Annotated in this window: 23 protein-coding genes and 1 pseudogene; 12 read left to right on the top strand and 12 right to left on the bottom strand. The window is 72.6% G+C overall.

All coding sequences use genetic code 11. The features are described from left to right. The first annotated feature begins 397 nt into the window (after positions 1 to 397). The 6 genes from ABD987_RS16345 (at position 398) to ABD987_RS16320 (ending at position 9,130) form a co-directional block, all read left to right on the top strand. Complete coding sequence (locus ABD987_RS16345; RefSeq protein ID WP_345393216.1) at positions 398 to 928, top strand: HdeD family acid-resistance protein; 531 nt, start codon at positions 398 to 400, stop codon at positions 926 to 928. 116 nt (positions 929 to 1,044) lie between these two features. Continuing rightward, complete coding sequence (locus ABD987_RS16340) at positions 1,045 to 2,094, top strand: FecCD family ABC transporter permease (RefSeq protein WP_378214023.1); 1,050 nt, start codon at positions 1,045 to 1,047, stop codon at positions 2,092 to 2,094. Next, on the top strand, positions 2,091 to 3,137 hold the full coding sequence (locus ABD987_RS16335) for a FecCD family ABC transporter permease (protein WP_345393213.1): 1,047 nt from the start codon (positions 2,091 to 2,093) through the stop codon (positions 3,135 to 3,137). The genes ABD987_RS16340 and ABD987_RS16335 overlap by 4 nt, the downstream gene beginning before the upstream one ends. A gap of 26 nt (positions 3,138 to 3,163) precedes the next feature. Next, on the top strand, positions 3,164 to 4,198 hold the full coding sequence (locus ABD987_RS16330) for an ABC transporter substrate-binding protein (RefSeq protein WP_345393210.1): 1,035 nt from the start codon (positions 3,164 to 3,166) through the stop codon (positions 4,196 to 4,198). A gap of 521 nt (positions 4,199 to 4,719) precedes the next feature. Further along, positions 4,720 to 7,518, top strand: coding sequence for a helix-turn-helix transcriptional regulator (locus ABD987_RS16325; protein ID WP_345393207.1), 2,799 nt, complete (start codon positions 4,720 to 4,722; stop codon positions 7,516 to 7,518). 145 nt (positions 7,519 to 7,663) lie between these two features. After that, positions 7,664 to 9,130, top strand: coding sequence for an alpha/beta fold hydrolase (locus ABD987_RS16320; protein WP_345393204.1), 1,467 nt, complete (start codon positions 7,664 to 7,666; stop codon positions 9,128 to 9,130). Between the two features lie 7 nt (positions 9,131 to 9,137). Here ABD987_RS16320 and ABD987_RS16315 read toward each other — a convergent pair whose 3' ends face one another. The 3 genes from ABD987_RS16315 to ABD987_RS16305 all read right to left on the bottom strand — a co-directional run bounded on the left by ABD987_RS16315 (position 9,138) and on the right by ABD987_RS16305 (position 11,326). Further along, complete coding sequence (locus tag ABD987_RS16315; protein ID WP_345393201.1) at positions 9,138 to 9,584, bottom strand: nuclear transport factor 2 family protein; 447 nt, start codon at positions 9,582 to 9,584, stop codon at positions 9,138 to 9,140. Positions 9,585 to 9,695: 111 nt separating this feature from the next. Next, the gene (locus ABD987_RS16310) at positions 9,696 to 10,460 is read right to left on the bottom strand and encodes a crotonase/enoyl-CoA hydratase family protein (RefSeq protein ID WP_345393198.1); all 765 of its coding nucleotides are present in this window, start codon (positions 10,458 to 10,460) and stop codon (positions 9,696 to 9,698) included. 14 nt (positions 10,461 to 10,474) lie between these two features. Continuing rightward, entirely contained in the window at positions 10,475 to 11,326 is an 852-nt protein-coding gene (locus ABD987_RS16305; protein ID WP_345393195.1) for an SCO6745 family protein, read from the bottom strand. 52 nt (positions 11,327 to 11,378) lie between these two features. Here ABD987_RS16305 and ABD987_RS16300 point away from each other — a divergent pair, with 52 nt between their 5' ends. Continuing rightward, a complete protein-coding gene (locus ABD987_RS16300) occupies positions 11,379 to 12,815 on the top strand; it encodes an aminotransferase-like domain-containing protein (protein WP_345393192.1) in 1,437 nt (478 codons plus the stop codon). A gap of 2 nt (positions 12,816 to 12,817) precedes the next feature. Here the strand turns inward: ABD987_RS16300 and ABD987_RS16295 are convergent, their stop codons facing one another. The 3 genes from ABD987_RS16295 to ABD987_RS16285 form a co-directional block, all read right to left on the bottom strand. Further along, the gene (locus ABD987_RS16295; RefSeq protein WP_345393189.1) at positions 12,818 to 13,624 is read right to left on the bottom strand and encodes a hypothetical protein; all 807 of its coding nucleotides are present in this window, start codon (positions 13,622 to 13,624) and stop codon (positions 12,818 to 12,820) included. Between the two features lie 64 nt (positions 13,625 to 13,688). After that, the gene (locus ABD987_RS16290) at positions 13,689 to 14,627 is read right to left on the bottom strand and encodes an NADP-dependent oxidoreductase (protein ID WP_345393186.1); all 939 of its coding nucleotides are present in this window, start codon (positions 14,625 to 14,627) and stop codon (positions 13,689 to 13,691) included. 62 nt (positions 14,628 to 14,689) lie between these two features. After that, the gene (locus ABD987_RS16285) at positions 14,690 to 15,277 is read right to left on the bottom strand and encodes a TetR/AcrR family transcriptional regulator (protein ID WP_345393183.1); all 588 of its coding nucleotides are present in this window, start codon (positions 15,275 to 15,277) and stop codon (positions 14,690 to 14,692) included. Between the two features lie 85 nt (positions 15,278 to 15,362). Here ABD987_RS16285 and ABD987_RS16280 point away from each other — a divergent pair, with 85 nt between their 5' ends. Continuing rightward, positions 15,363 to 16,307, top strand: coding sequence for an aldo/keto reductase (locus tag ABD987_RS16280; RefSeq protein WP_345393180.1), 945 nt, complete (start codon positions 15,363 to 15,365; stop codon positions 16,305 to 16,307). Between the two features lie 65 nt (positions 16,308 to 16,372). Beyond that, positions 16,373 to 17,017, top strand: coding sequence for a class I SAM-dependent methyltransferase (locus tag ABD987_RS16275; protein ID WP_345393177.1), 645 nt, complete (start codon positions 16,373 to 16,375; stop codon positions 17,015 to 17,017). 3 nt (positions 17,018 to 17,020) lie between these two features. Here the strand turns inward: ABD987_RS16275 and ABD987_RS16270 are convergent, their stop codons facing one another. Next, positions 17,021 to 17,839 (bottom strand): maleylpyruvate isomerase family mycothiol-dependent enzyme, encoded by an 819-nt coding sequence (locus ABD987_RS16270; RefSeq protein ID WP_345393174.1) that lies wholly within the window; start codon positions 17,837 to 17,839, stop codon positions 17,021 to 17,023. A gap of 136 nt (positions 17,840 to 17,975) precedes the next feature. On the opposite strand from ABD987_RS16270, the gene ABD987_RS16265 reads away from it, so the two are divergent. Then, a complete protein-coding gene (locus ABD987_RS16265) occupies positions 17,976 to 19,700 on the top strand; it encodes an IlvD/Edd family dehydratase (RefSeq protein WP_345393171.1) in 1,725 nt (574 codons plus the stop codon). 116 nt (positions 19,701 to 19,816) lie between these two features. Next, the gene (locus ABD987_RS16260; protein ID WP_345393168.1) at positions 19,817 to 21,154 is read left to right on the top strand and encodes an OFA family MFS transporter; all 1,338 of its coding nucleotides are present in this window, start codon (positions 19,817 to 19,819) and stop codon (positions 21,152 to 21,154) included. Positions 21,155 to 21,231: 77 nt separating this feature from the next. Here the strand turns inward: ABD987_RS16260 and ABD987_RS16255 are convergent, their stop codons facing one another. The 5 genes and pseudogenes from ABD987_RS16255 to ABD987_RS44565 all read right to left on the bottom strand — a co-directional run bounded on the left by ABD987_RS16255 (position 21,232) and on the right by ABD987_RS44565 (position 24,191). Next, on the bottom strand, positions 21,232 to 22,161 hold the full coding sequence (locus ABD987_RS16255) for an Asp23/Gls24 family envelope stress response protein (protein ID WP_345393165.1): 930 nt from the start codon (positions 22,159 to 22,161) through the stop codon (positions 21,232 to 21,234). A 287-nt stretch (positions 22,162 to 22,448) separates the two neighbouring features. Next, positions 22,449 to 23,300 carry a LysR family transcriptional regulator gene (locus ABD987_RS16250; protein WP_345393162.1) on the bottom strand — a complete coding sequence of 284 codons (852 nt, stop codon included), beginning with the start codon at positions 23,298 to 23,300 and terminating at the stop codon, positions 22,449 to 22,451. Positions 23,301 to 23,602: 302 nt separating this feature from the next. After that, positions 23,603 to 23,869: pseudogene (locus ABD987_RS44575) on the bottom strand (ADP-forming succinate--CoA ligase subunit beta); the annotation flags it as partial. Further along, on the bottom strand, positions 23,761 to 24,081 hold the full coding sequence (locus ABD987_RS44570; RefSeq protein ID WP_425551084.1) for a hypothetical protein: 321 nt from the start codon (positions 24,079 to 24,081) through the stop codon (positions 23,761 to 23,763). The pseudogene ABD987_RS44575 and the gene ABD987_RS44570, both read right to left, overlap by 109 nt. Continuing rightward, positions 24,066 to 24,191: a hypothetical protein gene (locus ABD987_RS44565; RefSeq protein ID WP_425551083.1), complete on the bottom strand. Its 126-nt coding sequence runs from the start codon at positions 24,189 to 24,191 to the stop codon at positions 24,066 to 24,068. Before ABD987_RS44565 ends, ABD987_RS44570 begins: the two co-directional genes overlap by 16 nt. A 285-nt stretch (positions 24,192 to 24,476) precedes the next feature. Here ABD987_RS44565 and ABD987_RS16240 point away from each other — a divergent pair, with 285 nt between their 5' ends. Continuing rightward, positions 24,477 to 26,213, top strand: a complete 1,737-nt coding sequence (locus ABD987_RS16240; RefSeq protein WP_345393159.1) for a thiamine pyrophosphate-binding protein — start codon at positions 24,477 to 24,479, stop codon at positions 26,211 to 26,213. The last annotated feature ends 3 nt before the right edge of the window (positions 26,214 to 26,216 follow it).

Below are 26,216 nucleotides of genomic sequence, written 5' to 3'. Positions count from 1 at the left end.
GCGTCCTTCAGCGCGGCCAACGCACTGAAAGCGTCCTTCAGCACCCTGCTCACCCCGCGAAAGGCCACCAGCATCACTCGCCATCCCCAGCGCTCCGCTCGGGACGCGGGCTTCCGGCTCAGACGATGTCACGAATGCGACATTCGCGACGCTGAACGTCGGCAATGCGACATTCGCGACACCAGCACACCCCCAACCGCTACTGAGAAAACCTCACTGTGGACAGTGAAAAGCTGGCCGGTGGCCGACGGGGACCGTCACCGCGATCCGACGCCGGCGGGGCGGCTGCCCGCGCCGGTCCCGAAATCCCCTGCCCGGGTGGTGGTTTCGAGAGGCGGTGGCGCACCGGCCGGGCTACGTTCGTGATCGGCCGGTTACGGACAGGAAGGTCGGCGTGATGAGTGGTTCGGGTACTGCGGTCGCGTTGCTCGTGATCCGGGGTGTGTTCGCGATCCTCTTCGGCGTCGTGGCCCTGGTGTGGCCCGGGGTCACGGTGCTCGCGCTGGCGTTCGTGTTCGGGATCTACGCGATCGTCGACGGCATCGCGCTGCTCGCCGAGCCGAAGGGGGCCGAACGCCGCTGGGGCACGATCTTCGCCGGGGTGCTGGGCATCCTCGCCGGGATCCTGACGCTGGTGTGGCCCGCGATCACCGCGCTGACCCTCGCGCTGCTGGTCGGGATCTGGGCGGTGGTCACCGGGATCATGGAGATCAGCACGGCGATCCGGCTGCGCAAGTGGATCCGCGGCGAAGTGTTCCTCGGCCTCGCGGGTGTGCTCTCGGTGGTGCTCGGGGTGCTGATCTTCGTCCGGCCGGACGCGGGCGCCCTCGTGATCGCGGTGATGGCCGGGATCTACGCGCTGATCTTCGGGATCATCATGCTGATCCTGGCCTTCCAGCTGTATCGCTCGTCACGTACGACGGTGTAGAACCGCAGGTCGGGCCGGGGACCTCGGCGAGGGGCGCGGAACGGCGGGTTAGGGTAGGCGCGCCTAACGATCGACCGAAAGCCCGTGATGACCCAGCCCCGACGCCGGCGCCGCCCGTGACGAGCGTGTCCGAAAGCCCACCACGCGCGGAGGTCCGGCGTCGCCATCGTGGCGTGACGCTGGCCGCCGGGCTGCTCGTCCTCGTGGCGGTGCTCGCCTTCGCCGTCGTGCTCAGCATCGCGGTCGGTGCCCGTGCTGTCGCGCCGGGCGCCGTGTTCGACGCGCTGGCCCACTTCGACCCGGCGAACCCCGACCACGTCGTGGTCCGGGACCTGCGCCTGCCCCGCACGCTGACCGGCCTGCTGGCCGGGGTCGCGCTCGGCCTGGCCGGTGCCGTCATCCAGGGTGTCACCCGCAATCCCCTCGCCGATCCCGGGATCCTCGGCGTGAACGCGGGCGCGGCGCTGTTCGTCGTGCTGGGCATCACCGCGTTCGGGCTGACCAGTGTCACCGGCTACGTCTGGCTCGGCTTTCTCGGCGCGGCGGTCGCGGGCACCGTCGTCTACGCGGTCGGCTCGCTCGGCCGCGACGGCGCGACCCCGGTGAAGCTCGCGCTCGCCGGCGCCGCGGTGACGGCGGCGCTCGCCTCGGTCACCAGCGGTGTCCTGCTGACCGACACGATGACGTTCGACCAGTTCCGGTTCTGGCAGGTCGGTTCGCTGACCGGGCGGGACCCGGCCGCGGTCGGGCAGGTGCTCCCGTTCCTCGCCGTGGGTGTCGTGCTCGCGCTCGGGTCGGCCAGGACGCTGAACACGCTGTCGCTGGGGGAGGACCTCGCCCGCGCGCTTGGCCAGAACGTGCTGCTGACCCGGCTGCTGTGCGCGCTGGCCGTGATCGTCCTTTGTGGATCGGCGACGGCGATCGCCGGGCCGATCGGGTTCGTCGGGCTCACCGTCCCGCACGTGGCCCGGCTGATCACCGGCCCCGACCACCGCTGGCTGCTGCCCTACGCGGCGGTGCTCGCACCGCTGCTGCTGCTCGTGGCGGACGTGGTGGGCCGCGTCGTGCTCCGGCCCGCCGAACTCGCCGTCGGCATCGTCACCGCGGTGATCGGCGCGCCCGTGTTCGTCGTGCTGGTCCGGCGCCGGAAGACGGTGCGGCTGTGAACCGCACCGTCCCGGCCGAGGCCGTGCACGCGGTCACGGCCGCGCACCGGCACGGCGTCCGCCGCGTCCGGGTGGTCTCCCTGCTGCTGGCCGCGGCGATGGTGGTCGTGTTCGGCGCTTCCCTCGCCGTCGGCGACTTCACCGTCGGACTCCCGGACCTGGTCCGGATCCTGACCGGTTCGGGCACCGGGCGCGCGGTCTACGTGGTGACCGAGCTGCGGCTGCCGCGCGCGGTGTGCGCCCTGCTCGTCGGGATCGCCTTCGGCCTCGCGGGCGCGCTGTTCCAGCGCTTGCTGCGCAACCCGCTGGCCAGCCCGGACGTCGTCGGCGTGACCTCGGGCGCGGCTGCCGCCGGGGTGACCTGCCTGGTGGTGTTCGGCGCCTCCGGCGCGCTGGTCTCGGCGGGCGCGCTCGCGGGCGGGGTGCTGACCGCGGCGGTGATCTACCTGCTGGCCTGGCGGCGGGGCATGAACGGCTACCGGCTCGTGCTCGTCGGCATCGGGGTCGCCGCGGTGCTCTCCAGCGTGATCTCGTTCCTGATGACCTGGGCCGACGTCCAGCTCGCCCAGCAGGCGCTGGTCTGGCTGACCGGCAACCTGAACGGCCGGGGCTGGGAGCACGTACAGCCGCTCGCGCTGTGCCTCGCCGTCCTCGTTCCGGCCGCGTTGCTGCTCGGCCGCACGCTCGCGGCCCTGCAGCTGGGAGACGACAGCGCGCGGGGGATCGGCGTCGCCGTCGAACGCGGCAGGCTGGGGGTCATCCTCGTCGGCGTCGCGCTGGCGAGCCTGGCCACCGCCGCGGCGGGACCGGTGGCGTTCGTCGCCTTCGTGGCGAACCCGATCGCCACCCGCCTGGTCGGCGGGGCGCGTCCCTCGCTGGTCCCGGCCGCGCTGACCGGCGCGCTGGTGACGCTGACCGGCGACTTCGCCGCCGCGCACCTGCTGGGCACCACCCAGCTGCCGGTCGGCGTGGTGACGGGCGCGGTCGGCGCGCCCTATCTGTTGCTGTTGCTCGCGAGAGCGAACCGGGCGGGCCGGATCTGATGCCCGTGCGAGAGAAAGGAACGTTGATGCGTGCGACAAGCAGGGGCGCCACGACAGGGATCAGGGTGGTCGCGACGGTGACCGTGCTCGCGCTCGGCGGTCTCGTCGCGGCGTGCGGGCAGCCCGCCCCGCAGAGCTCGTCCGGGGTCGGCGACACCGAGGTCGCCAAGGGCGGGAAACTGTTCAACACCGCCGACACGGAGACCGCGAAGCTCGGCGCCGACGTCGGGCCCGGGGTCTTCCCCCGCACGGTGAACCACGCGCTGGGGCAGACGAAACTGGAGAAGAAACCGGCGCGGGTCGTCGTGCTCGACAGCGGCGAACTCGACGAGGTGCTTTCGCTCGGGATCACGCCGGTGGGCATGGCCACGACCGCGGGCGCCGACGGCGTCCCGTCCTACCTGGCCGACCGGGCGAAGGGGATCCCCTCGGTCGGCAAGATCGACAACGTCAATCTCGAGGCGATCGCGGGGCTGAACCCGGATCTCATCCTCGGCAGCAAACTGCGCGCGAAGGATCTGTACCCGAAACTGTCGAAGATCGCGCCGACGGTATTCAGTATCCGTCCCGGTTTCCCGTGGAAGGAAAACCTCCTGCTGGCGGGTGCTTCGCTCGGTGAGGAGACCAAGGCGGTCGAACTGCTCAACGGCTACCAGAAGCGCGCCAACGAGGTAAAGAAGGGAATCACCGGCAACCCCCGGATCTCGTTGGTTCGTTTTCTGTCCGGCAACATCCGGTTGTACGGGAACCTTTCCTTCATCGGCGTCATCCTGAAGGACGTCGGTCTCGCCCGGCCGGCCAACCAGGACGTCGCCGACCTCGCCGTCCAAGTCGCGGCGGAACGCATCGATCAGGCCGACGCCGACTGGATCTTCTACTCCAGCTATGGTGCCGGGCCCAGCCAGGACGAAAAGACGGTGACCGGCGGCGCGCTGTGGGCCGGTCTCGGCGCGGTCAAGGCGAAGCACGCCGTCCGCGTCGACGACGAGGTGTGGTTCCTCGGCCTCGGCCCGGCGGGCGCGACGAAGGTCCTGGACGACCTGGCCCGCGCGCTCGGCTAGCCCGTCCGGTTCGCTTCCCACGGCCGGTGCCCCGCGAACGCGGGCACCGGCCGTTTCGCGTCCTGGTGGGCCGGGGACGGTGTCCCGCTCCCCGGCACGCTGGTCCGGACCGGTTGTTCCTGTCGGCCGCTCGAATTCGCCCGGGTGCCGTAAAAAACGCCGCGCCGGTTCCGGATTCGCGCTTTCGGCCGGAAGAGGTAAAAAGCGGCCATCGCGGGCGTGGCCCGACTTCCAGGTCTTGACTTTCCCGGTTCGCTACCGAGATCCTGCTCCGTGCACCTTCCGCCGGACCCCGGATAGTCGCGGAGACCGGCGGATTTTGCTAATCCGACCAAAGGTAGGCGGATACGGGCGCGGCCGACCTGCTCGTAGCGGCCCCTTTCCGCCGTGACCGTGGTTGGGTTGGTAACGAACGGCACAGTCTTGTTCGAGGCCATACGGCCGCGTGTCCACGGGGGAGGGTTCGGCTGGTTTCGGCTGCGCGCGAACGAAAGACGGCGGGCAGCGATAACCGAAGGTTCATGATGGCGAACGCAGGGCGGGAATCGACTTCGCGGGGGCCGGTGCGCGGCCGCGCGGCGCAGGTGGCGCAGATCACGGCGGCATTGCGCGGTACGTGCGAGGACGGGCGGGGCAGGGTCCTCCTGCTGGATTCCCCCGCGGGGAGCGGGAAAACCCGCCTCCTGCGCGAGGCGGCGCGGCTCGCGGAGGGGCTCGGGTTCGCCGTGGCCGACCGCGTCGCACCGGACGCGCCGGAAGCCGGCACGGCCGCGGAAACGGGGAATTCCCGGGCGACGGCGCGGGAGATCGACCGGCTGGCCGCGTGCACCGCGCTGCTGCACCGCCGCCTGCTCGCGCCGATGAAGCGCGGGCCGGTCCTGGTCGTCGTCGACGACCTCCACGAGGTGGACGCGCTCACGTTGTCGGCGCTCGGCAGCCTGAGCGCCAGGCTCGCCGCCGTCCCGGTGGTGTGGCTGTTCGCCGCGCGCTCCGGGGACGGCCGGTCGCCGCACGGGCTGCTGCTCAGGGCGCTGGCGCGGACCGGGCACGCGGAATGGATCGAGCCGCTCGACGCGTTGCCCGGCGCGGTGCTGGCGGAGATCGCGGGCGACGTGCTCGGCGCGCGCCCGGACGCGGACCTGGTGGCACTGAGCGAATGTCTCGACGGATCGCCCGGCGCGGTGGTGGCGCTGGTCGAGGGACTGCGGGCGGACCGGGCGGTGGAGTTCGACGGCGGCGCGGCGCGGCTCGCCGCCGGTGAGCTGAGCACGCCGTCCTCGGTCGCGGACACGGGCACGCGGCTGCCGGACCGGTTCCTCGCGCTGATGCGGGAGCGGTTCGGCCGGTTGTCGACGGCGAGCAGGCAGCTGTTGCAGGTGGCGGCGGTGCTCGGCCGGTCGTTCACCCCGCGCGATCTGGCGGAGATGCTCGACGAACCGCCCGCGGCGCTGCTGCGCCCGTTGTGGGAGGCACAGGCCGAGGGGATCCTGACCACGAGGGGCGAGGGGTTCGCCTTCCGGGCGGATCTGCTCTGGCGGGCCGCGGTCGCGCTGGTACCCGCGCACCTGCTCGCGTTGCTGCACCGGCAGGCCGCGACGATGCACCTGGCCAGGGGGGAGGCGCACGCCGACGAGGCCGCCGCGGCCTGTCACCTGGTCCGCTGCGCCCGGCCGGGGGACACCGAGGCGATCGCGACCATCGCCGGGGCCGCGAACCGGCTGCTGGCCGCCGCGCCCGAGACGGCGGCGACGCTGGCGCTGCGGGGCATGGAGATCACCGAACGCGGCGCGCCGGAGCACTTCGCGCTGGCCACCACCGCGATGACGGCGTTGATGCGCTCGGGCAGCCTCGGCCGCGCCGCCGAGGTCGCCGACCGTGTCGTGGGCGGCGACGGCGTGCCCGCGGGTGCGCAGGAGCAGGCGGTGCGCGCGAACCTGGCCACGATCCTGGTGTTGCGCGGGGAGGTGCGGAAGGCGCTTTCACTCGCGCCCGAGACCCGGCGGGCGCCGGACTGCGGGCCGCCGTGCGCCGACGTGGTCCGGCTCACCGCACTGTCCTTTTCGGACTGTGTGGCCGCGGAGCGCACGGCGGACGGGCTGCTCGGCGAGCCCGGCGTGCCGCGGTGCGACGACCTGGTGGCGACCGCGCTCGCGGTCCGCGCGGTGACCTGCTGGAACGACGGCCGGATCGGGGACGCGTTCCGGGCGATGGAGCGGTCGGTGGACCGCTGGCGGCGGTTTTCCGGGGTGCTGACGGCGTATCCGCTGTGGCAGAAGGCCTGGATGCTCGTCCGGACGCACCAGCTGGACGAGGCGGACGCGGTGATCGCGGAACTGGACGACGTCATCGCGGCGGGCGGGGTCAAGGTGGTGGCCTCGGTACCGCTGGTCCTGCGGGCGTGGGTCCGGTTGCTGCGCGGCGATCTCGACGGTGCCGAGGCCGACGCCGAGGGAGCCGTCGCGCACTTCCACGAAACACAGATGCTGCTGACCCTGCCCACGTTGCACGCGGTCCGGGTGCTGGTGGCGCTGCGCCGGGGCGACGTCGCGGTCGCGGGCAGGCGTGCCAGGGCGCTGGCGGAGTCCGTGCCGAGGGACGAGGTGCATCCACTGTGGACGTTGCGGTGCCGCGTCGCCGCCCAGGTGCCCTCGGCGGGGGGCGACGCCGCCGGCGCGCTGGAGATCCTGCTCGGTGCCGGGACGCGCCGCGCGCTGATCCTGGCCGATCCGGCCGCCGCCGCGTGGTACGTCCGCACGGCGCTCGCCGCGGACCGCCCCGACGCCGGCCGCGAGTTCGCCGAGGCGGCCGAGCGGGTCAGCGCGGCGAACCCGGGTTACCCGGTCTTCGGGGTGGCGGCGAGTCACGCGCGCGCACTGCTCGACCGGGACGCCACGGCGATCGCGGGGGTCGCCGGCCAGTACCAGGACCCGTGGGCCCGCGCCTCGGCGATCGAGGACGCCGGGGTACTGCGCTGCGGTACCGACCGGGAGGCGGGCGTCGCCGAGCTCACCAGGGCGATGGCCGCCTACGACGCGGCCGGCGCGGTGGGCGACGTCGCGCGGGTGCGCCGGCGGTTGCGCGGCCTCGGGGTGCGGCGGCGGCACTGGCGCCCGGCGCCCCGGCCGGAGACCGGCTGGGCGAGCCTGACCGGCACCGAGGAGAAGGTCGCCCGGCTGGTGGCGCGGGGACTGACCAACCGGCAGGTCGCGGCCGAGCTGTTCGTGTCCCCGCACACGGTCGGTTTCCACCTGCGGCAGATCTACCGAAAGCTGGAGATCCAGTCGCGGGTGGATCTGGCCAGGATCGCCCCGGTCCGCTGAGCCGGACGCGCGGCTGCTCCGTTCGGCCTAAGCCGTGCGGACGAGGGGAATGGGGCCTCATGGCCGATGAGGCATTCTCGATGTTGTCGATAACGTCGGTTTCTCCCTGACAGTAACCAAACACTGACAGGGAGAAAGGAATCTCATGCGACGTTCCGTGCTTTCCGGGGTGGCCGCGCTGTCGCTCGCCACCTCGCTGCTGGTCGCCGCTCCGGCGTCGGCGAGTCCGTCCACGATCGACTGGAAACCCTGTGCCGACGCCCCCGGCGTCGACTGCGCACGCCTCGCCGTCCCCCTTGACTGGGCCAAGCCCGGTGGTGAGCGGATCGAACTGTCCCTGGCCCGGCGCAAGGGCACCGGTGCCGGGGAAAAGCTGGGCACGTTGATGTACGGGCCCGGCGGCCCCGGTGGAGCGGGTGCGAAGGGCCTGAAACACGGCAAGATCCTCGCCGATCCGATCTATGACCACTACGACGTCGTCAGCTACGACTCGCGGGGGATCGGCGACAGCAAGCCGATCGTCTGCCCGGACGGCCCCGAGCCACGGGAGTGGCCCACCACCGAGGAGCAGTTCCGGGACCTGACGGCCAAGAGCAAGCGGTACATCGCCGACTGCCGCAAGCTCAGCGGCCCGATCTACGACCACGTCGACACGCGCAGCGACGTCCGGGACATGGACGCCATCCGCGCGGCACTCGGCGAGCGCAAGCTCAACTATTACGGCGTCTCGTACGGGACCCTGCGGGGTCAGCAGTACGCGGAGTACTTCCCCCGCAACGTCGGGCGGCTGGTCCTCGACTCGACGATGGATCACAGCATGACGAGCAACTGGGACTTCGTCCGCACCGAAAGCGTGGCGCGCGAAGAGGTCTTCCAGCAGTTCGTGCGGTGGTGCGCGGACAAGCCGGAGTGCGTGCTGCACGGCCAGGACGTCGAGAAGCTGGTTCGGGAGCTCTACGATCGGGCGGACGCGGGCACGTTGCCCGATCCCAGTGACCCGGCGAAGAAGTACGATGGGACCCGCCTGGCGGCATACATCGAGAGCTACACGCTGTCGGAGGAATTCGCCGAGCTCGCGACCTTCCTGAAAACCCTCCGTGACGGCGGGACCAAGCCGGAGCTGCTGGCCGCGGCGGCGCCGACCGCGCCGAATCCGACCAGGGCCATCTGGTGCAACGACTGGGCGTACCGGGTGTCCGGGTACGAGGAGTTCAAGAAGCTGAGCGACGGCCTGCGCAAGGTTTCGCCGAACATCCGGTTCAACGGCTACAACCCGTGGGCGCTGGTGTGCTCGGGAGAGCGCGCGCCGGTCAACCCGCCGCACCCGCTCAAGCTGAGCCGGGACGTGCCGCCACTGCTGATCACCAATGCGCGGCACGACCCCGCGACGGCCTACCCGTGGGCGAAGTCGATGGAGAAGCAGACCGGGATGACGCTGGTGACCTACGACGGTGGCGGGCACGGCATGTACCGCGTGAGCAGCTGCTCCCGTGAGTACATCCACCAGTACCTGTTCACCGGGGCGGTCCCGCCGCGTGGCACCCACTGCGCGGTCGAACCCAGGCCGTCGTCGGCGAAACTCGCGACGCCGCCGGACCTCGCGACGTTCTGATCTCGCCTCAGGCCGCTCGGCGCCCCCGCGGTTCCGCGGGGGCGCCGAACGCGTCCAGCACCACCAGCGGATTCCAGAAGTCCCGGAGCAGGACGATCCGGGACTTCTTCGTCCGCGCCACGGAAAGGTAGGTCTGGGTGAACGCGCGCCGGGTGGTCGCGGCGACGCCGCGGCTGTGGTACTCGGCGATGACCAGTTCCGGATCTTCCGTGTCGTGAAAGGCGGGCGGGGAGAAGCGGGAGTTCGCGTGCTGCCGGAGGTAGCGCGGGTACTCGTGGAGTTCGCGGTGCCCCGCGTAGCGCCACGGGAGCCCGGGCGGGCAGAAGCCGATTTCGAGCGCGCCGTCTTCGTCGAACAGCTCCACCCAGTCACGGACGCGTCCGGCCGCGAGAAGCCGGAGATGACGGGTGAAGAGCGCTCTCGCGTTTTCGCGGGTCTTCTGTGTGCCGCTCATGGCTGGTCGTCTTCCTCGCGGGCTCGGGGGTGATGACCAGTGTCCCGGGCGTGCCGGGCACCGGCCACCTCCCGGCTGCGCACCTCCTGACCGTCCACAAGCGACACCGGGTCAGCGGCGGGCGAGGAAGTGTCCGACCCCCTCGGGCACGCCGTGCTCCGGCAGGGCCGCGGCGAACCACGCGGCCTCGACGGCGAGGCCCTCGTCGATCGGCACGTTGATCCCGCGCGTCACCGCGGCCAGGCAGGCGCGGACGGCGGCGGGGGAGTGGCGGACGACGCGCGCGGCGAGGGCGCGGGCGGCGGGCAGGAGCTCGTCGTGGGCCACGACGGTGTTGACGATGCCCAGTTCCGCGGCGCGGGTGGCGTCGATCGGGTCGCCGGTGAGGACGAGTTCGAGCCCGCGTTTGCGGCCGACGTGCCGGGGCAGCCGCTGCGTTCCGCCGAACGGCGGCGGGAAACCCAGCGTGATCTCCGGTTTCGCGAACGTGGCTCGTTCGCTGGCGATGGCGAGCGGAGCGGCTTCGGTGACTTCGCAGCCACCGCCGTAGGCCAGCCCGTTGACCGCCACGATGACCGGCTTGGGGAACTCCTCGATCCGCCGGGTGAGGCCCTGCCCCCGGCGGACGATCTCCCGCAGCGCGCGGTCCCTGCCACCCGCGATGCTGCGCGCGAGGTCGCCGATGTCGGCTCCCGCGCTGAAGGCCCGGTCTCCCGCGCCGGTGAGGATGACCGCGCGGATCGCGGCGTCGGATTCGAGATCGTCGAGGGTGCGGGTGAGGGCGTCGATCGTGGCGTAGTCGAGCGCGTTGAGCTTGGCGGGCCGGTCGATGGTGATCGTGGCGACGGCGTCGTCGAGATCGAGTGCGATGGTCATGGGATTCCTGCCGGTCAGGGGCGCGGGGCGCCGATCGGGTTCGGGACGGGGATGACACCGGTGTCGACGAGGTGGCGGCTCAGCGGCGCGGCGAGCCGGATCACCTCGTCCACCCCGGACTCGCCGAGCGTCACGACCGGATCGGCGGCGAGCCGGTCGGTGGCGTCCTCGACCTGTCTGCGCAGCACGCCGCCGCTTTTGGTGAGCCTGCCGGTGCGGTCGAGCAGGCCGCGCGCGACGAGCCCGCGACGGCTCTCCTCCCAGTCGGCGTCGCTCCAGCCGCGGTTCGGCTGGATGATCTCGCGGGTGACGTTGCCGGTGGCGATGTGCGTGAGTGTCGCGTCGAGCCCGCGCAGCCCGGCGTGCACCGCGGCGAGCACGTGCCCGTCGCCGCGGTGTTCCCGCAGCACGGTCGCCGCCAGCCAGAGCCTGCCCGCCGCGCTGTCCGGGCGCCGCACCCGCGACCAGCCCGCCGCGAGCGGGCGGCCCTCGTAGCGGCAGCCGTCGACGGCTCGTTCGAGGAGGTCGACGAGCCGGTCGTGCCCGCCGGGCGGCAGGAGCCGGTCGAGGGCGGCCGTGACCGCGTCGATCCGGCTCGCGAGCACGGCGTCCGGTGCCGCGTAGGCCCACGCGTCGGGCAGGGCGCGTTCGACCATCCCCGGTGCGAAGCCGAAGAACATCGACGTCACCGGGGCGGCGCCGAGCGGTCCGAGCGGGGCGATCCGGCCCGCGAAGTACCCCATCCACCAGCCGCGAAGGCCGAGCGCCTTGGCGACCTCGGCGGGTTCCGGGGCGAAGTACACGGTCGCGTGCAGGGGTTCGAGCGCTTCCCAGAAGCGCCGGGCGAGGGTGGGGCTGGGATCCATGCGCCCAGCGTGCCGGTTGCGCCCGCGATGCAGACAGGGCCAATCTGGGAAAATGGACCAGGATCTGGGCTGGTGGGTGCGGGTCGCGCTGGACGGCTGGGCCGCCCGGCCGGGCCCGCGCTACCGCCGGGTGGCCGAGGGCGTCGCGGCCGCGATCGAACGCGGGCTGCTGGCCGCGGGCGACCGGCTGCCCGCCGAACGGCTCCTCGCCGAGGGGCTCGGGCTGAGCCGGGGCACCGTCGTCCGGTGTTTCGACGAACTCGCCGGTGCCGGGCTGGTCGAGCGCAGACAGGGCGCGGGGACCTACGTCCGCGCGCGCCCGGCGTGGACGCAGGCGCCGAGGCGGAGCGCGGCCTCGGCGTTGCTGCAACGGCGGCTGGACGAGGACCGCGAGACGATCGACCTGTCCCTGTCGGTCCCCGCGGGCACCGAGCACCTGCCCGTGGTCGCCGCCGGTGATCCGGCGGAGTGGCGGGGCCACGGCCTGCACCCGGCGGGACTGCCCGAACTCCGCGCCGCGCTGGCCACGCACCTGACGCACCGGCTCGGCCTGCCCACCACCGCCGAACAGCTCATCGTGACCTCGGGGGCGCAGCACGCGCTGACCCTGATCGCCGCCGCCGCGGTTTCGGTGGACCGGACCGTCATCACCGCGTGCCCCACCTACCCCGGGCTCGCCGGGGCCCTGGCCGGCCGGGGCGGGCGGCTGCTCGGCGTCGGCGTGGACTCGCTCGGGATCGACGCGCAGGCGGTGCGCCGGGCGGCGAGCAGGCTCGCCTCGCCGGTGATCTACGTCGATCCGTGCGGGCACAACCCGACCGGCGCGCTGCTCGCGCGGTCGCGGCGGGAACCCCTGCTGGCCGCGGCGCGGGCGGGCGACGGGCTGCTCGTCGAGGATCTCGCCCAGGCGGGGCTCACCCTGGACGAGGACGCCGAGCCGGTGGCGCCGCTCGCCGCGTCCGACGAGTCCGTGGTCGCGGTCGGGTCCCTGTCGAAGATGTTCTGGGCGGGACTGCGGATCGGCTGGATCCGCGCGCCCGCCGCGCTGCGCGGGCACCTGCTGCGCCTGCGGTCGGCCAACGACCTCGCGCCCGGCGTCCCCGGCCAGTGGTACGCCACCCGGCTGCTGGCGGCGGCGGACGAGGCGTGGTCCGGGAAGCTGCGCGCCGCGCTGGCCGCCCGGCGGGACCTGCTGGTCACCGCGCTCCGCCGGCGGCTGCCCGCCTGGGAGGTCGAGCCACCGGCGGCGGGCCTGTCGGTGTACGCGCGGCTACCGGTGGCGGACAGCGAAACCTACGCGCACCGGGCGGCGCGGTACGGGGTGCTGGTCACCCCGGGCGCCGCGTGCTGTGTCGACCGGCGGCACTTCGCCGGTGTCCGGCTTTCCTTCGCGGAATCCCCGCACACCCTCGACGCGGCGGTGGACCGGCTCGCGGCGGCGTGGGAGGAGCACAGCCGGGACGTCGCGGCGACCCGGGGACGCGCGTGAGCTCAGGAGTTGCGGTCGTGCCGCCCCGCGATGAGTTCCTGGACCCAGATCTTCGCCTTGACCACCGGGATGCGCAGCCGTTCTTCGCGCCATTGCGCGCGTTTCGCCTTCGTGCCGGACGCGGGATACCGCCAGCGCGCCCACGGCGAGTTCGGCCGGGCCAGCCGGAACGCACCGACGAGCAGCAGGACCGGCACGAACAGGCCGATGAGCCCGCTCCAGATCTTGCCCTTCAGCAGTGTCACGATCGCCAGCAGGAGGTCGACGACGATCACCATCGTCCTGGTGAGGTTCCCGTCCTCCGGGCCGAGTTCGATGACGTCGTCGACCACGCCCGGCCGGAACCCGAGCAGCAGCAGACCGGTCAGCGCGATCGCCACGAACAGCGCGTCGACCGAGAGCCTGCCCTTCTCCGACCAGTAGACGTCCTTGAGGTGCAGGATCAGCGCGAACTCGTCGAGCACCAGCGCCGAGCCGACCCCGAACAGCCCCGCCATGATCGCGCGCCACACCGTCGACTCGTCCGGGATCGCGTACCCGGCGACACCGCCGATCAGCATGAACACCACCCCGAACACGACGTGGTGCAGGTGCAGCCCGCCCGGGGTGATGTTGCCCGGCCACCACCGGACGTTGGCGCGGATGAGCCGGACCGAGAGCCGGATGAACCCGAACGCCAGCACCATGCTGACGAAGAAACAGAACAGCTGGAGCCGGTGGGAGTCCACGATGGTGTGCTGGAACCAGGTACCCGCGGCGCTCGATCCGGCCGGCGCGCGGGCGGTGAGAAGGAACGCGGCGCTGTCCACACATCACGGTAGACCGGACGGCGAAGCCGGTGCGAACCGGCCCCGGCGAGTCCGGAGTGGACGGTCAGAACGTGAAGACGAGCCGCCCTCGCAGCCCGCCGCGTTCGAAGGCCCGATGGGCCTCGGCCGCCTCCTCGGGCCGGTAGGTCCGTGCCACCCGTAGCCGGAGCACACCCTGTTCGGCCTGGTCACGCAGCCTCTCCAGGGCGGCGGTGCGGTGGACGTGGTCGCTCACCTGGACCCGGTGCACCGTGATGCCGCGTTCGGGCTCCCAGTCGTAGGCCCGGACCGTCACGAACGCCCCGCCGTCGCGGAGCGCGGGCAGGATCGACGACCCGACCAGCGCGGCGTCGATCACCCCGTCGGCGCCGCCGGGCACCACCTCGCGCAGGCGCGCGGCGAGCCCGTCCCCGCGTGCCACGACCTCGTCCGCGCCGAACTCGCGCACCAGCGGCTCGTCCGCCGGCGCCGCCACCGCGACCACCCGCAGCCCGTCGGCCTTCGCCAGCGGCACGACATACCCGCCGACCGCGCCCGCGGCCCCGGTGACCACCACGGTCGCGCCGGGCGGCAGGGCCGGCGCGTCGATCGCCAGCCGCGCGGTGAGCCCGTTCATCAGCAGCGTCGAGGCCGCCACATCGTCCACTTCGGACGGTGCGCGGACCACGGAAGCGGCGGGCACCACGACGTGCTCGGCGTATCCGCCGCGCCGCTCGCCCCTCGGCACGACCACCGCGACGACCCGGTCCCCGAGGGCGAGCGGGGTCGCGACCCCTTCGCCGATCTCGTCGAGCACCCCGGCGACGTCCATCCCGGGGACGTACGGGGGGTCGAGGTCGAACCGGGCCGCGAGACCGCCCTCGCGCAGGACCACGTCGGCGGGATTGACCGCCGCCGCCCGGACCCGGACGCGGACCTCGCCGGGGCCGGCGTGCGGCTCCGGCAGATCGAGTACCCGCAACACCTCTGGCCCGCCGTACCGCGTGACCGCGATCGCCTTCATCCGGCTCCGTCCCCCATCGTCGTCGAGATCCGTCCTCAGGCACGACAACGGACGGGCCCCGGCTATTCCGGTTTCGGGAGAAGCGCGTCGACGACGAGATCGAGGAGGCGGCCCACCTGCTCCGGGGCGCCGCCCGCCGACGTGGCGAGAAAGATCCCGAGGATCATCGCGGTCACGTCGTCGGGCTCGACGTCGGCCCGGAACACGCCCGACCGCGTGCCACGGGACAGGATCTCGCCGATCGCGCCGGTGATGCGTTCCCGGGTGGTCGGTGTCGGCGGGCCGGTCACGCCCCAGCCGGTGCGGAGCGTGGCGATCATCCCGCGTTTCGCCGCGACGAATTCTCCGTAACGGTCCATCCAGGCGCGAAGCGCCTCTTCGGGCGGATGCCGGTCGGCCAGCGTGGAGGCGCTCTGGACGACGTCGTCGAGTTCGGCGGCATAGACGGCTTCGACGAGCGCTTCGCGGGTGGGGAAGTGGCGGTAGAGCGTGCCGATCCCGACACCGGCGTCGCGGGCGACGCTCTCCAGCGGGACGGTGTCGTCCGCTGCGGTGAAGGCGGCGCGGGCGGCCGCGACGAGTTTCTCGCGGTTGCGCCGGGCGTCGGCGCGGGCGGGCCGGCCGTCGCCGGGGGTTCCGGGCGGAGTCAAAACGGAGGGACCTCCGGTTGTGTTACGCTCGACAGAGCGGAGGGTCCTCCGCTTCGCCCATCTTCGCACGAAGGACGGGAATCCCATGCCTGCCACCGGTACCTCTTCCCCCGGCGTCACCACTTCGGGCGTGCCACGCCCCGGCGGCGCGGGCCGGCTCGCCGGCCACGTCGTCTCCCGCGTCGGCTACGGCGCGATGCAGCTGGAGCGCCTGCGCGGCGACCGCGCCGCGGCCCTCGCGCTCCTGCGGCGCGCGGTCGAGCTCGGCGTCGACCACGTCGACACCGCCCAGTTCTACGGCGACGGCCTGGTCAACGACCTCATCCGCGAGGCGATCCGCCCGGCGGACGGAGTCGTGGTGGTGACCAAGGTCGGCGCGGACCCCGACCCCGGCGGCCCGCTCCCGCTGCGCCCCGCGCAGCGCCCCGAACAGCTGCGGGCGAGCGTCGAGGCCAACCTGGAAAGCCTTGGTGTCGACCAGCTCCCGGTGGTGAACCTGCGCCGTCTCGATACCCCGCCCGGGTTACGCGCCCAGGGGGACCAGGTCGTCGACGTCGAGGACCAGCTCGCGGAGCTGACCGCGATGCGTGACGAGGGCAAGATCGGTGCGATCGGGCTGAGCGCGGTCACCCCGGCCGTGCTGCGCCGGGCGCTCCCGGCGGGCATCGCCTGTGTGCAGAACTCCTACAGCCTGGTCTCGCGCGAGGACGAGGAGATGCTCCGGCTCTGCGTCGCCGAGGGCATCGCCTGGGTACCGTTCTTCCCGCTCGGTGGCGCGTTCCCCGCCATGCCGAAGGTCGGGGACGAACCGGCCGTCCGCGCGGCGGCGGAGTCGCTCGGCGTGACCGCCGCCCAGATCGGCCTCGCCTGGTTGCTGCACCACGCCCCGAACGTCCTGCTCATCCCGGGCACCGCCGACGCCGGGCACCTGGCGGCGAACCTCGCCGCCGGCGGGGTGCGGCTGGACGGCGCGGCGCTGGCCGCCCTCGACGCCGTCCCGTCCCGCCCGGCCGACGTGCCGCTCGGCTGATCCGGTGTCCTCAGTGGACACGCGTGCGACGATGGACGCCGGATAGTTCCGGGAAGGGGCCGAAGATGTCCGGACCAGCGGCGGATGATCGGGCGCCGACGAGCCACGAGCGGCAGGCGGGGCAGCACTGGGACGCCTCCTACCACGACGGCCCCGCGCCGTGGGACATCGGCGAGCCGCAACCGGCGATCGTGCGCCTGGCCGCCGAAGGCGGCTTCACCGGGGTGGTGCTCGACGCGGGCTGCGGGACCGGTGAGAACGCCCTGCACGTAGCCGCGCTGGGACTGCCGGTGCTGGGTGTCGACGTCGCGGAGACGGCGCTGGCGATCGCGCGGGAGAAGGCCGCCGCGCGCGGCGTCGAGGCCGAGTTCGCGACCGCCGACGCGTTCCGGCTGGACCGGCTGGGCCGCGTGTTCGGCACCGTGCTGGACTGCGGCCTGTTCCACACCTTCGACGCCGGTGAGCGACGAAGGTACGTGGCGAGCCTGGCGGCGGTGACCGGGCCGGGCGCGGTCCTGCACGTGCTGTGCTTCGCCGACACCGGCCCGGAAAACGGCCGCGGCCCGCATCCGGTGAGCCGGGACGACCTGACCGCGGCGTTCACTCCCGGAACCGGCTGGCACGTCACGGCTGTCACGCCGGAGCGGATCCTCACCCGCTTCGACCCGGACGGTCCGCCGGCCTGGCTGGCCCGGATCGAACGGCTCTGACGGTCAGGCCACGATCGCCAGCCACGTCGTCACGGCCGCCGTCAGCGCGGGGTCCCCGCGAAGTTCGGCCCGGCGGCGCGCCTCCTCGACCGTGATGCCCCGGGTGGCGAGCCGCCAGGCGGTGTCCTGGTCCATGACCACGGACGCGGCGGGCTCGCGCTCGGCCACCCGCGTCAGCCGCCACGCGCCCGCCTCGCGCAGGCACACCCACCGGCCGCCCGCGGGGCCGGTGATCTCCACCAGGACGGCGGTACCCGGTGGCGGGTCCTGTTCGCCCAGCGCGACGGGCAGGGCCTGCGCGAACGTGGCGAGGACGGGGTGCAGCAGCGCCGGTTCGGCGGCGCCGGGACGGGACACGGCGTCGCGGATCTGCTGCTGATGCGTCCAGAACTCGGTGTAGTCGCGGGCGATGTCGAGCCACGCGGGAGCAGGGCCGGGACCCGCCCAGGAGACCCCGAGCGGCGCCGGGCCGGTGAGGTCGGCGTCCGCCCAGAGCGCGTCGAGCTGCGGTCCGAGATGGGTGAGCAGGTCGATCATGATCCGCGGGCTGCACTGCCGCGCGGCGCGGACGAACTCGTCGTTGGTGCGGGCGAGGTAGGCGGGCAGCGTCTCGTCGGCAGCGAACACCGCGCCGGGGTGGTGGTCCCGGCCGCCCGAGACGCGCCGCAGGTAGTCGTTGAGGATGTGCGCGGTGACGTCGTGCACGTCCCAGCCCGCGCACACGGTCGGCTTCGCCCAGTCGGCCGCGTCGAGCGAGGTGAGCAGGTCGAGCAGCGCGCGCCGTTCGAGCGGGTACAGCGGCCGGGTGTCGAGAACCGTCATGGCCACAGTGAACCGGCCGGGGGAGCGGGACGCCATCCGTTTTCCGGTGTGTCCATAGTAGACACTTCGATCGGGTACCCGGCGCGCGTCGTGGTTCACTGGCGGTGGTGGTTCCCTCCCGGGAGGAGAAGCGACAGTGCCGTCATCGACAACACCGCGCAGCGCCCAGTGGTTCGCCGCCGAGGGCCGCAACGGGTTCATCCACCGGTCCTGGATGCGCAACCAGGGTTTCGCCGACGACGTGTTCGACGGGCGGCCGGTGATCGGCATCGCGAACAGCTGGTCCGAGCTGACGCCGTGCAACGCCCACCTGCGTGAACTGGCCGAAGCCGTCAAACGCGGTGTCTGGGAGGCGGGCGGGCTGCCGCTGGAGTTCCCCACCATGTCACTGGGGGAGCCGCTGATGCGGCCCACCACCATGCTGTTCCGCAACCTGATGGCGATGGAGGTCGAGGAGACCATCCGGGCCAATCCGCTCGACGGCGTCGTGCTGCTTTCCGGGTGTGACAAGACGACCCCCGCGCAGCTGATGGGCGCCGCGAGCGTCGGGCTGCCCACCGTCATGCTGACCGGCGGGCCGATGCTGAACGGGAAGTTCCGCGGCGCGGACCTCGGGTCCGGCACCGACGTCTGGCGGTTCCACGAGGAGGCGAGGGCGGGCCGGATGAGCGGCGCCGAGCTCGCCGAGGCGGAGTCGTGCATGTCCCGCAGCCGCGGGCACTGTATGACGATGGGGACCGCGTCGACGATGGCGTGTCTCGCCGAGGCGCTGGGCATGCAGCTCACCGGTGCGGCCGCGATCCCCGCGGTCGACGCCCGCCGGTTCGCGCTCGCCCAGGCCACCGGGCGGCGCGCGGTCGGGCTGGTGAACGAGGATCTCCGTCCCGCCGCGATCCTGACGCGCGCGGCGTTCGAGAACGCGATCCGGGTGAACGCGGCGCTGGGCGGCTCGACCAACGCCGTCGTGCACCTGCTCGCGCTCGCCGGGCGGCTCGGGGTGCCGCTGTCCCTCGACGACTTCGACACGCTGGCCCGCGACGTCCCGGTGCTGGTGGACCTGATGCCGTCCGGGCGCTTCCTGATGGAGGATTTCGCTTACGCGGGCGGGCTTCCCGCGGTGCTCCGGGAGCTCGGCGACCTGCTGCGCACCGACGTGCCGACCGTGACGGGCCGGACCATCGGCGAGAACGTCGACGGCGCACCGCGCTGGAACGACGAGGTCATCCGGACCCGCGATGCGCCCTTCCGGCCCGCCGGCTCCGGCACGGTCGTGCTGCGCGGCAGCCTCTGCCCCCGCGGCGCGGTGCTGAAGATCTCCGCCGCCTCCCCGCGGTTGCTCCGCCATCGCGGGCGGGCACTCGTGTTCGACCGCGTCGAGGACTACGTCGCGGTGTGCGAGGACCCGGACCTCCCGGTGGACGAGTCCACTGTGCTGGTGGTCCGCAACGCGGGGCCGCGTGGCTACCCGGGTTTCCCGGAGGTGGGGAACATGCCGATGCCCAGGGTGCTGCTCGAGGCCGGGATCGACGACATGGTCCGGATCTCCGACGCGCGGATGAGCGGTACCGGCTACGGCACCTGTGTGCTGCACACCGCGCCCGAGGCCGCGATCGGGGGACCGCTGGCACTGGTCCGGACCGGGGACTGGATCTCACTCGACGCCGGGGCCCGCAGGCTCGATCTCGAAGTCGGCGAAGACGAGCTCGCGCGGCGCCGCGCGGAGTGGACGCCGCCCCCGCCCGCCGCCACGCGTGGCTGGGTCCGGCTGTACCTCGATCACGTGCAGCAGGCCGACGAGGGCGCGGATCTGGACTTCCTGACCGGCGGCAGCGGGGACGCCGTCGGCCGCCACTCGCACTGAGCCGCCTCGGGAGCGCACGCGTGCGGTGACCATCGAAGTGGGTTGACTCCTGCATCCAGCGTACTCCATACTGCATACAATCTTCAATTTGGCCTCCGTGAGGGAAGTTGATGGCCATGCCCGAGACGGTGGTTCGCGAACTCCTCGACGTGTACGGGCGGCGGTACCGGGTGGGCGAAAGCGATCGTGCCCTGCTCGGCCGGTCGCGGACCTGGATCGGCTGGCTGGCCGGTGCCGCGATGTTCGCCGCCGGGGTGCAGCAGTACGGCTTCGGCGTGCTCGCCCCGGTGCTGAGCAGGGCACACGGCTGGACCTTCACCGAGATCGTGCTGGCCTTCGGGCTGTGGGCGGTCTGCCAGGCGAGCGTGGCGTTCCCTGTCGCGTGGCTGCGCGACCGGCAGGTGCTCGGCCCGGCCGCCGCGGTCGTGCTCGGCGGGGTGCTGTGCGCGATCGGCCTGGTCACGCTCGGCCACGCGGACAGCATGGGCGCGGTGTTCCTCGGCTATTCGGTGGCCGGTGGGGCGGGTACCGGCCTCGTCTACGCGACCTGTGTCGGCGCGGTGCTGCGCTGGTTCCCCGACCGCACCGCGCGAGCGGGCCTGGCCAGCGGCGCCTTCGCCTTCGGGAGTGTGCCGTTCGTCCTGATCGCCGGGTATCTGCTCACGGTGGACACCCGCGCGGTGCTGCTCGACGTGACCGCCGCGCTGGTGCTGGTGGTGCTCGTCGCCGCGGGACTTCCGCTCCGTTATCCGCCGGAACACTGGTGGCCCGAACGACCGGATCCCCGTGCGTGGGCACTGGACCGGACGCGCAACCGGAATGTCGTGGTGAACCGTCCCGCGGTGCGGCACTTCCGGCCGGGAGAGGTCCTTCGCTGCCGGAAGACCCTTCCGTTGTACGTCACCGTCGCGTTCGCCGCCGCCGTCCTGCTGTTCGACGTCGGCTACCTGGCGACGTTCGTGGCCGCGCGGGGCGGCGGTCCGGTCCTCGCCGCGTACGCGCTCGCCGTCCTCGCACTGGCGACCGGCGGCGGCCGGATCGTGCTGGGCCGGCTCGCGGACCGGCTGGGCAGGCGGCGGATCCTCCGGCTCGCGCTCGCGACCGGTGGTGTGGCGCAGTTCGTGCTGTTCTCCGCGGGGGAACACCGCGTCGCCTGGGGACTGCTGGCCGGCGTCGCGCTCGCCGGGCTCGGGAACGGCTGCTGCTACACGCTGCTGGCCGGGCTGGTGCGGGAGTACTTCGGTGAGGACTCGGTCATGCAGAACTTCGGGGTGCTGTACACGGCCAAGGCCGCGGGAGCGGTGCTCGGGATCGGCCTGGCCACCTTCGTGGCCACCGCGCACGGCTACGCCGCCGCGTTCGCCGCGGCGGGGGTCGTGAGCATGGCGGGCGCGGCGCTCGGCGGGCGCGTGGCACAGCCGGGGCGTCCGGAGTCACTCCTGCCTGCCGCCTGAATTCCTTGTCTCACAACGGTTCCCGACCGGGGCCGGCCCGGGGTGTGCCCCGCACCCCGGGCCGGACGCGGTGTCGGTCAGGAAGCGTCCGGCAGGTGGATACCGGCGATGTGGACGTCGACGACCTCGACGTCGAGACCGAGGAACTGTTCGACGGCTTCGATCACGCTGACCCGGATCTGCTCGGCCAGTGCCTTGACCGCATGCCCGAACTCGACCACCAGGGAGACCTTGATCGTCGCGACCTCACCGTCGACCTCGGCCGAAACGCCTTCCGTGCCAAGGTCGTGCACGCCGTCGGCCTTGCGGGCCAGCATGCTGACAACCTCCGCGACGACCCCGTCGCCGACCGTCGTGCTGCCGCGGGTCCCGGCGGCGGGTCGCGCCTCGGCCGTCACCGCGTCCGGCTCCTCGGCCTGGTCGGCATGGTCGGCGTCGTCCGCGGCGGGTTCGGCGGCGACATCCGTTGGCGCGTCAGCGGATTCGACGTCGGCGGACGCGGGCTCGTCGATGCTCGCGTCGTCCTCGTCGGCGGTGACGTCCTCGTCCGCGACCGCTTCGTCGGTGTCCTCGTCGACGGGCTCGTCCACGGCTTCGTCGTCCTCGGCCAGGTCGTCGGCGGAGTCCTCCGCGTCGGCGGCTTCGGTTTCCTCGGTGTCGGCTTCGTCCTCGTCGCCGGCGGAAGCCTCTTCGGCTTCATGGTCCTCGGCGGTCTCAGCGGTCTCGGTTTCGCCGGCCTCGACGATGGCGTCCTCAGCGGTGGCGTTCTCGGCCGTCTCGTTCTCACCAGCGGTTTCGGCGGCGTCCTCCGCGCTCGTGGCGACCTGCCCGGCGTCGGCGACCTCGGCCACCGGCTCCGCCTGCTCGGTCTCGATCGCTTGGGGGACAACGGTTTCGGGAGTGTCGGCCGGGGTGGACGGGGCAGGGGTGGCGACGGCGCCGTACTCACCGGGCCTGGACGGTTCGTTCTTGGCGCGGCCGAAGATGCTGTTGATGACGTCGGACATGAGGACCCCTTTTCGGGAGCGACGAGGAGAGGGAGGAGGCGAGCAGACGGCGCAATGGTAGGGGCATGTCCATGATCGGGTTCCCGCGCCCCTGTCTTTGAAATCTTCTTGTGTCCCAAGGAATACCCCGGCTGATACCGCCGGTCCGGACGGTTCGCCTGGTCACGGCCGTCGCCGAGCCTTCGCGACATGTTCGCCAAGGGTTCATTCCGCGCCGCGGGCTTCGAGATCCGAGCCGCGACTCTCGATACGTTGGGGGGCAACGTGTCACAACGCGGGGAGAGTCCTCAGCCCAGTCGCCGAAGGACGGCGGCGACCGCGGGGGAGACGTCGCCGCCGGGGCGGGCCAGCCGCACCTGCCAGCTCGGCGCCTCCTCAGCGAAACGGCGCACCGGCAGATCGGGGAACCGCTCGGCGACCGACTCGGGAAGGACGCAGCCGCCGAGGCCGTGGCGGACCAGCTCCGCCGCGGCGGTGAGATCGTCGGCCTCCACGGTCACGGTCCGGTCGAGCCGCGCCGTCAGAAAAGCGAGGTCGACGGCCGCGCGGATCGCCCACCCCGGCGCGAAGTCCACCAGGGGCATCGCGGCGGCCTCGGCGAGCGTGACCGGGCCGGGGGCCGCGAGTGGCGGCGTCACCAGCACCAGGTCCTCGTGCGCGAGCAGCCGGGTGACCAGGCCGTGCCGCTGCCGCTCGTCCAGTACCGCGATCGCGAGGTCCACAGTGGACTCACGAACCGCCTGGCAGAGCCGCTCGGCGGGCGCCTGGCGGACCCGGATGTCGAGGCAGGGGTGCTCGCGGCGGAGCCGGGCGAGGGCGCGGTGCAGCCGGGAGCCCATGCCCGGCATCGTGCCGATGACCGCCACTCCGCGCAGGCGGTGGCGGGCGGGGTCGACGGTCGCCCGTGCCTCGTCGGCGGCCAGGAGGGCCGCGCGGGCGGCGGGAAGGAAGGCCTGCCCGGCGGGGGTGAGCGCGACCCGGTGGGTGGTCCGGTCGAACAGCGGTGTGCCGAGGTCCCGTTCGAGGGCCCGCACCGTGGTGGACACAGTGGACTGCACGGTACGCAGGCGGTGCGCCGCCGCGGTGAATCCGCCTTCCTCGGCCACGGCGACGGCGATTTCCATCTGACGCAGGTCCACGCGTCCTCCCGGGTGGCGGTTCAGGTGATCTCATACTGTATGCGATCCTGGGCGACGCGAAAGGCTTCGGAACACTGGGGTTACCGACCCGGTCAAAAGCAGGCGGATACGGTCCGCGGCCGAGCTGCTCGTAGCTACCCGTTCCCGCCGTGGCGCCGATGACGGTGCTGCCGGTGGCGAGCATGCGGCCGGTGTGCCGGGGTGGCCTCGGCGCCGGTCACCTCGGACACCATGATCCTGCTGGACTTGCCGGGGAAGATCGCCACGGTGCCTGACCTCTCCGTGTGCGCCGTGGCGGGGACGGCCGCGTCGTCCACCATGCCCACCACGGTGAGCAACGGATGCGCCGCCGCGGCCAGTAGTCGCCTGCCCGCGGCGACGTTGTTGCCGTCGAGCCGGACGATCAGAGGTTTCGTAGCGGTCTCCCCGAGGATCCCCGGTGCCCGCAGGATCCCGGACGTCACCGCGGCGCAGGCGGTGATGCCGCCGAAGACGTTGACGAGGACGCCGCGCACCTCCGGGTCACCGAGGACCACGGCGAGCCTGGTGGCCACCACCTCGGCCGATGCCATCGCGGGGAACGCGCGCTGGGAACGAGCGAGGAGAAACGAGCCGTAGTACTCCTCGGCGATCTCGCTCGCCCTGGTGACGAGGACCCAGTGGGCGGTGTACCCCTTGCTGTCCACATCAGGATGTCGCCGACGGTGCGGGCGAATCGCACCCCCGCCCGCTTCCCGCGTCCGCCGGTCTCGACCTGGGCCTTGATCACGACCGGGCCCACGGGCGCGGCGGCGCGCCGGGCCCGCTCCGGTGCGGTGGTGACCTCGCCGCGAGGGCCGGGACGTGGTGCCGGTCGAACAGGCCGCGTGCCCGGTGTTCGAAGAGGTCCATCGCGGGCTTCCTTCCTGCGGGGCCGTCCCGGGCGGCCGCGGTGCCGGTGTCCGAGGGCAGCGCGGACCGGCTCGTCGCGCTTCCGGCCTCCGGGCTAAACCCCGGGGAAACACCGCTGGACAGCGAGCCGTCGGAGAGTCAGTATATGGCTACCACATACGGTATGCAATCTACAGTCTGCCGTGAAGGTGGCCCTGACCTCGGAGGATTCCCGTGGCGGGCCGCGAGATCGAACAACGAGCGCACGGATCAGAGAGGTCCGGCGTGCGACGAGGAGGAGCGGACATGGCGCCAGCGACGACCGGGACGACGGCGGGCGAGGAGGCGGCGCGAAGCGAGGGTGGCACCGAGTCCGCGCCGGAGATGATCTCCGGCGGGCACCTCGTGGCGAAGGCGCTCAAGGCGGAGGGCGTGGACACGATCTTCACCCTGTGCGGCGGTCACATCATCGACATCTACGACGGCTGCGTCGACGAGGGCATCGAGGTCATCGACGTCCGGCACGAGCAGGTCGCCGCGCACGCGGCGGACGGGTACGCGCGCGTCACCGGCCGCCCGGGATGCGCGGTGGTGACCGCGGGGCCCGGGACGACCGACGCGGTGACCGGCGTGGCGAACGCCCTGCGCGCGGAAAGCCCGATGCTGCTCATCGGCGGGCAGGGCGCGCTGACCCAGCACAAGATGGGGTCGCTGCAGGACCTGCCCCATGTGGACATGATGGCGCCGATCACCAAGTTCGCCGCCACCGTGCCGCATACGGCGCGCGCGGCCGACCTGGTCTCGATGGCGTTCCGGGAGTGTTTCCACGGCGCGCCCGGACCGTCCTTTCTGGAGATTCCCCGCGACGTGCTCGACGCGTCGGTCCCGGTGGAGCAGGCGCGGATCCCCGGCCCCGGCCGGTACCGCGCGTCCACCCGCGGCGCCGGCGACCCCGCCGACGTCGAGCGGCTCGCCGATCTCCTGGTGCACGCGAAGAAGCCGGCGATCCTGCTGGGCAGCCAGGTGTGGACCACCCGCGCGACCGAGCCCGCGGCCGAGCTGGTGCGCACGCTGAACGTCCCGGCGTACATGAACGGCGCGGGCCGGGGCACCCTGCCGCCGGGCGACCCGCACCACTTCCAGCTTTCGCGCCGCTACGCCTTCACCAATGCCGACGTGATCGTCATCGTCGGCACCCCGTTCGACTTCCGGATGGGTTACGGCAAAAGGCTTTCCCCCGACGCGACCGTGGTGCAGATCGACCTGGACTACCGGACGGTCGGAAAGAACCGCGACATCGACCTGGGCATCGTCGGCGACGCGGGCCAGGTGCTCGCCGCGGTCACCGAGGCCGCCGCGCGCCGGGACAACGGCGCCGTGTCGCGCAAACCGTGGCTGGAGGAGCTCCGGGCCGTGGAGGAGAAGGCGTACCGGAAGCGCCTGCCGCTACAGCACTCCGACGCCAACCCGATCCACCCCTACCGGCTGGTGCACGAGATCAACGAGTTCCTCACCGAGGACTCGATCTACATCGGCGACGGCGGTGACATCGTCACCTTCTCCGGTCAGGTGGTGCAGCCGAAGTCGCCGGGACACTGGATGGACCCCGGACCGCTGGGCACCCTCGGCGTCGGGATCCCGTTCGTGCTCGCGGCCAAGCACGCCCGCCCGGACAAGGAGGTCGTGGCGCTCTTCGGGGACGGCGCGTTCAGCCTCACCGGCTGGGACTTCGAGACGCTGGTGCGTTTCGATCTGCCGTTCGTCGGCATCGTCGGCAACAACTCCTCGATGAACCAGATCCGCTACGGCCAGGCCGCGAAGTACGGCCTGCCGCGTGAGCGGGTCGGCAACACCCTCGGCGACGTCCGCTACGACGAGTTCGCGCGGATGCTCGGCGGCTACGGCGAAGAAGTCCGTGACCCCGCGGACATCGCCCCGGCGCTGCGGCGTGCGCGGGAGTCCGGGAAGCCGTCGCTGATCAACGTCTGGGTCGATCCGGACGTGTACGCGCCCGGAACCATGAACCAGACCATGTACAAGTGACCC

Source organism: Amycolatopsis samaneae (assembly GCF_039541975.1).
GTDB classification, from domain to species: Bacteria; Actinomycetota; Actinomycetes; order Mycobacteriales; family Pseudonocardiaceae; genus Amycolatopsis; species Amycolatopsis samaneae.
This window is presented reverse-complemented; position numbering and strand designations above follow the sequence as displayed.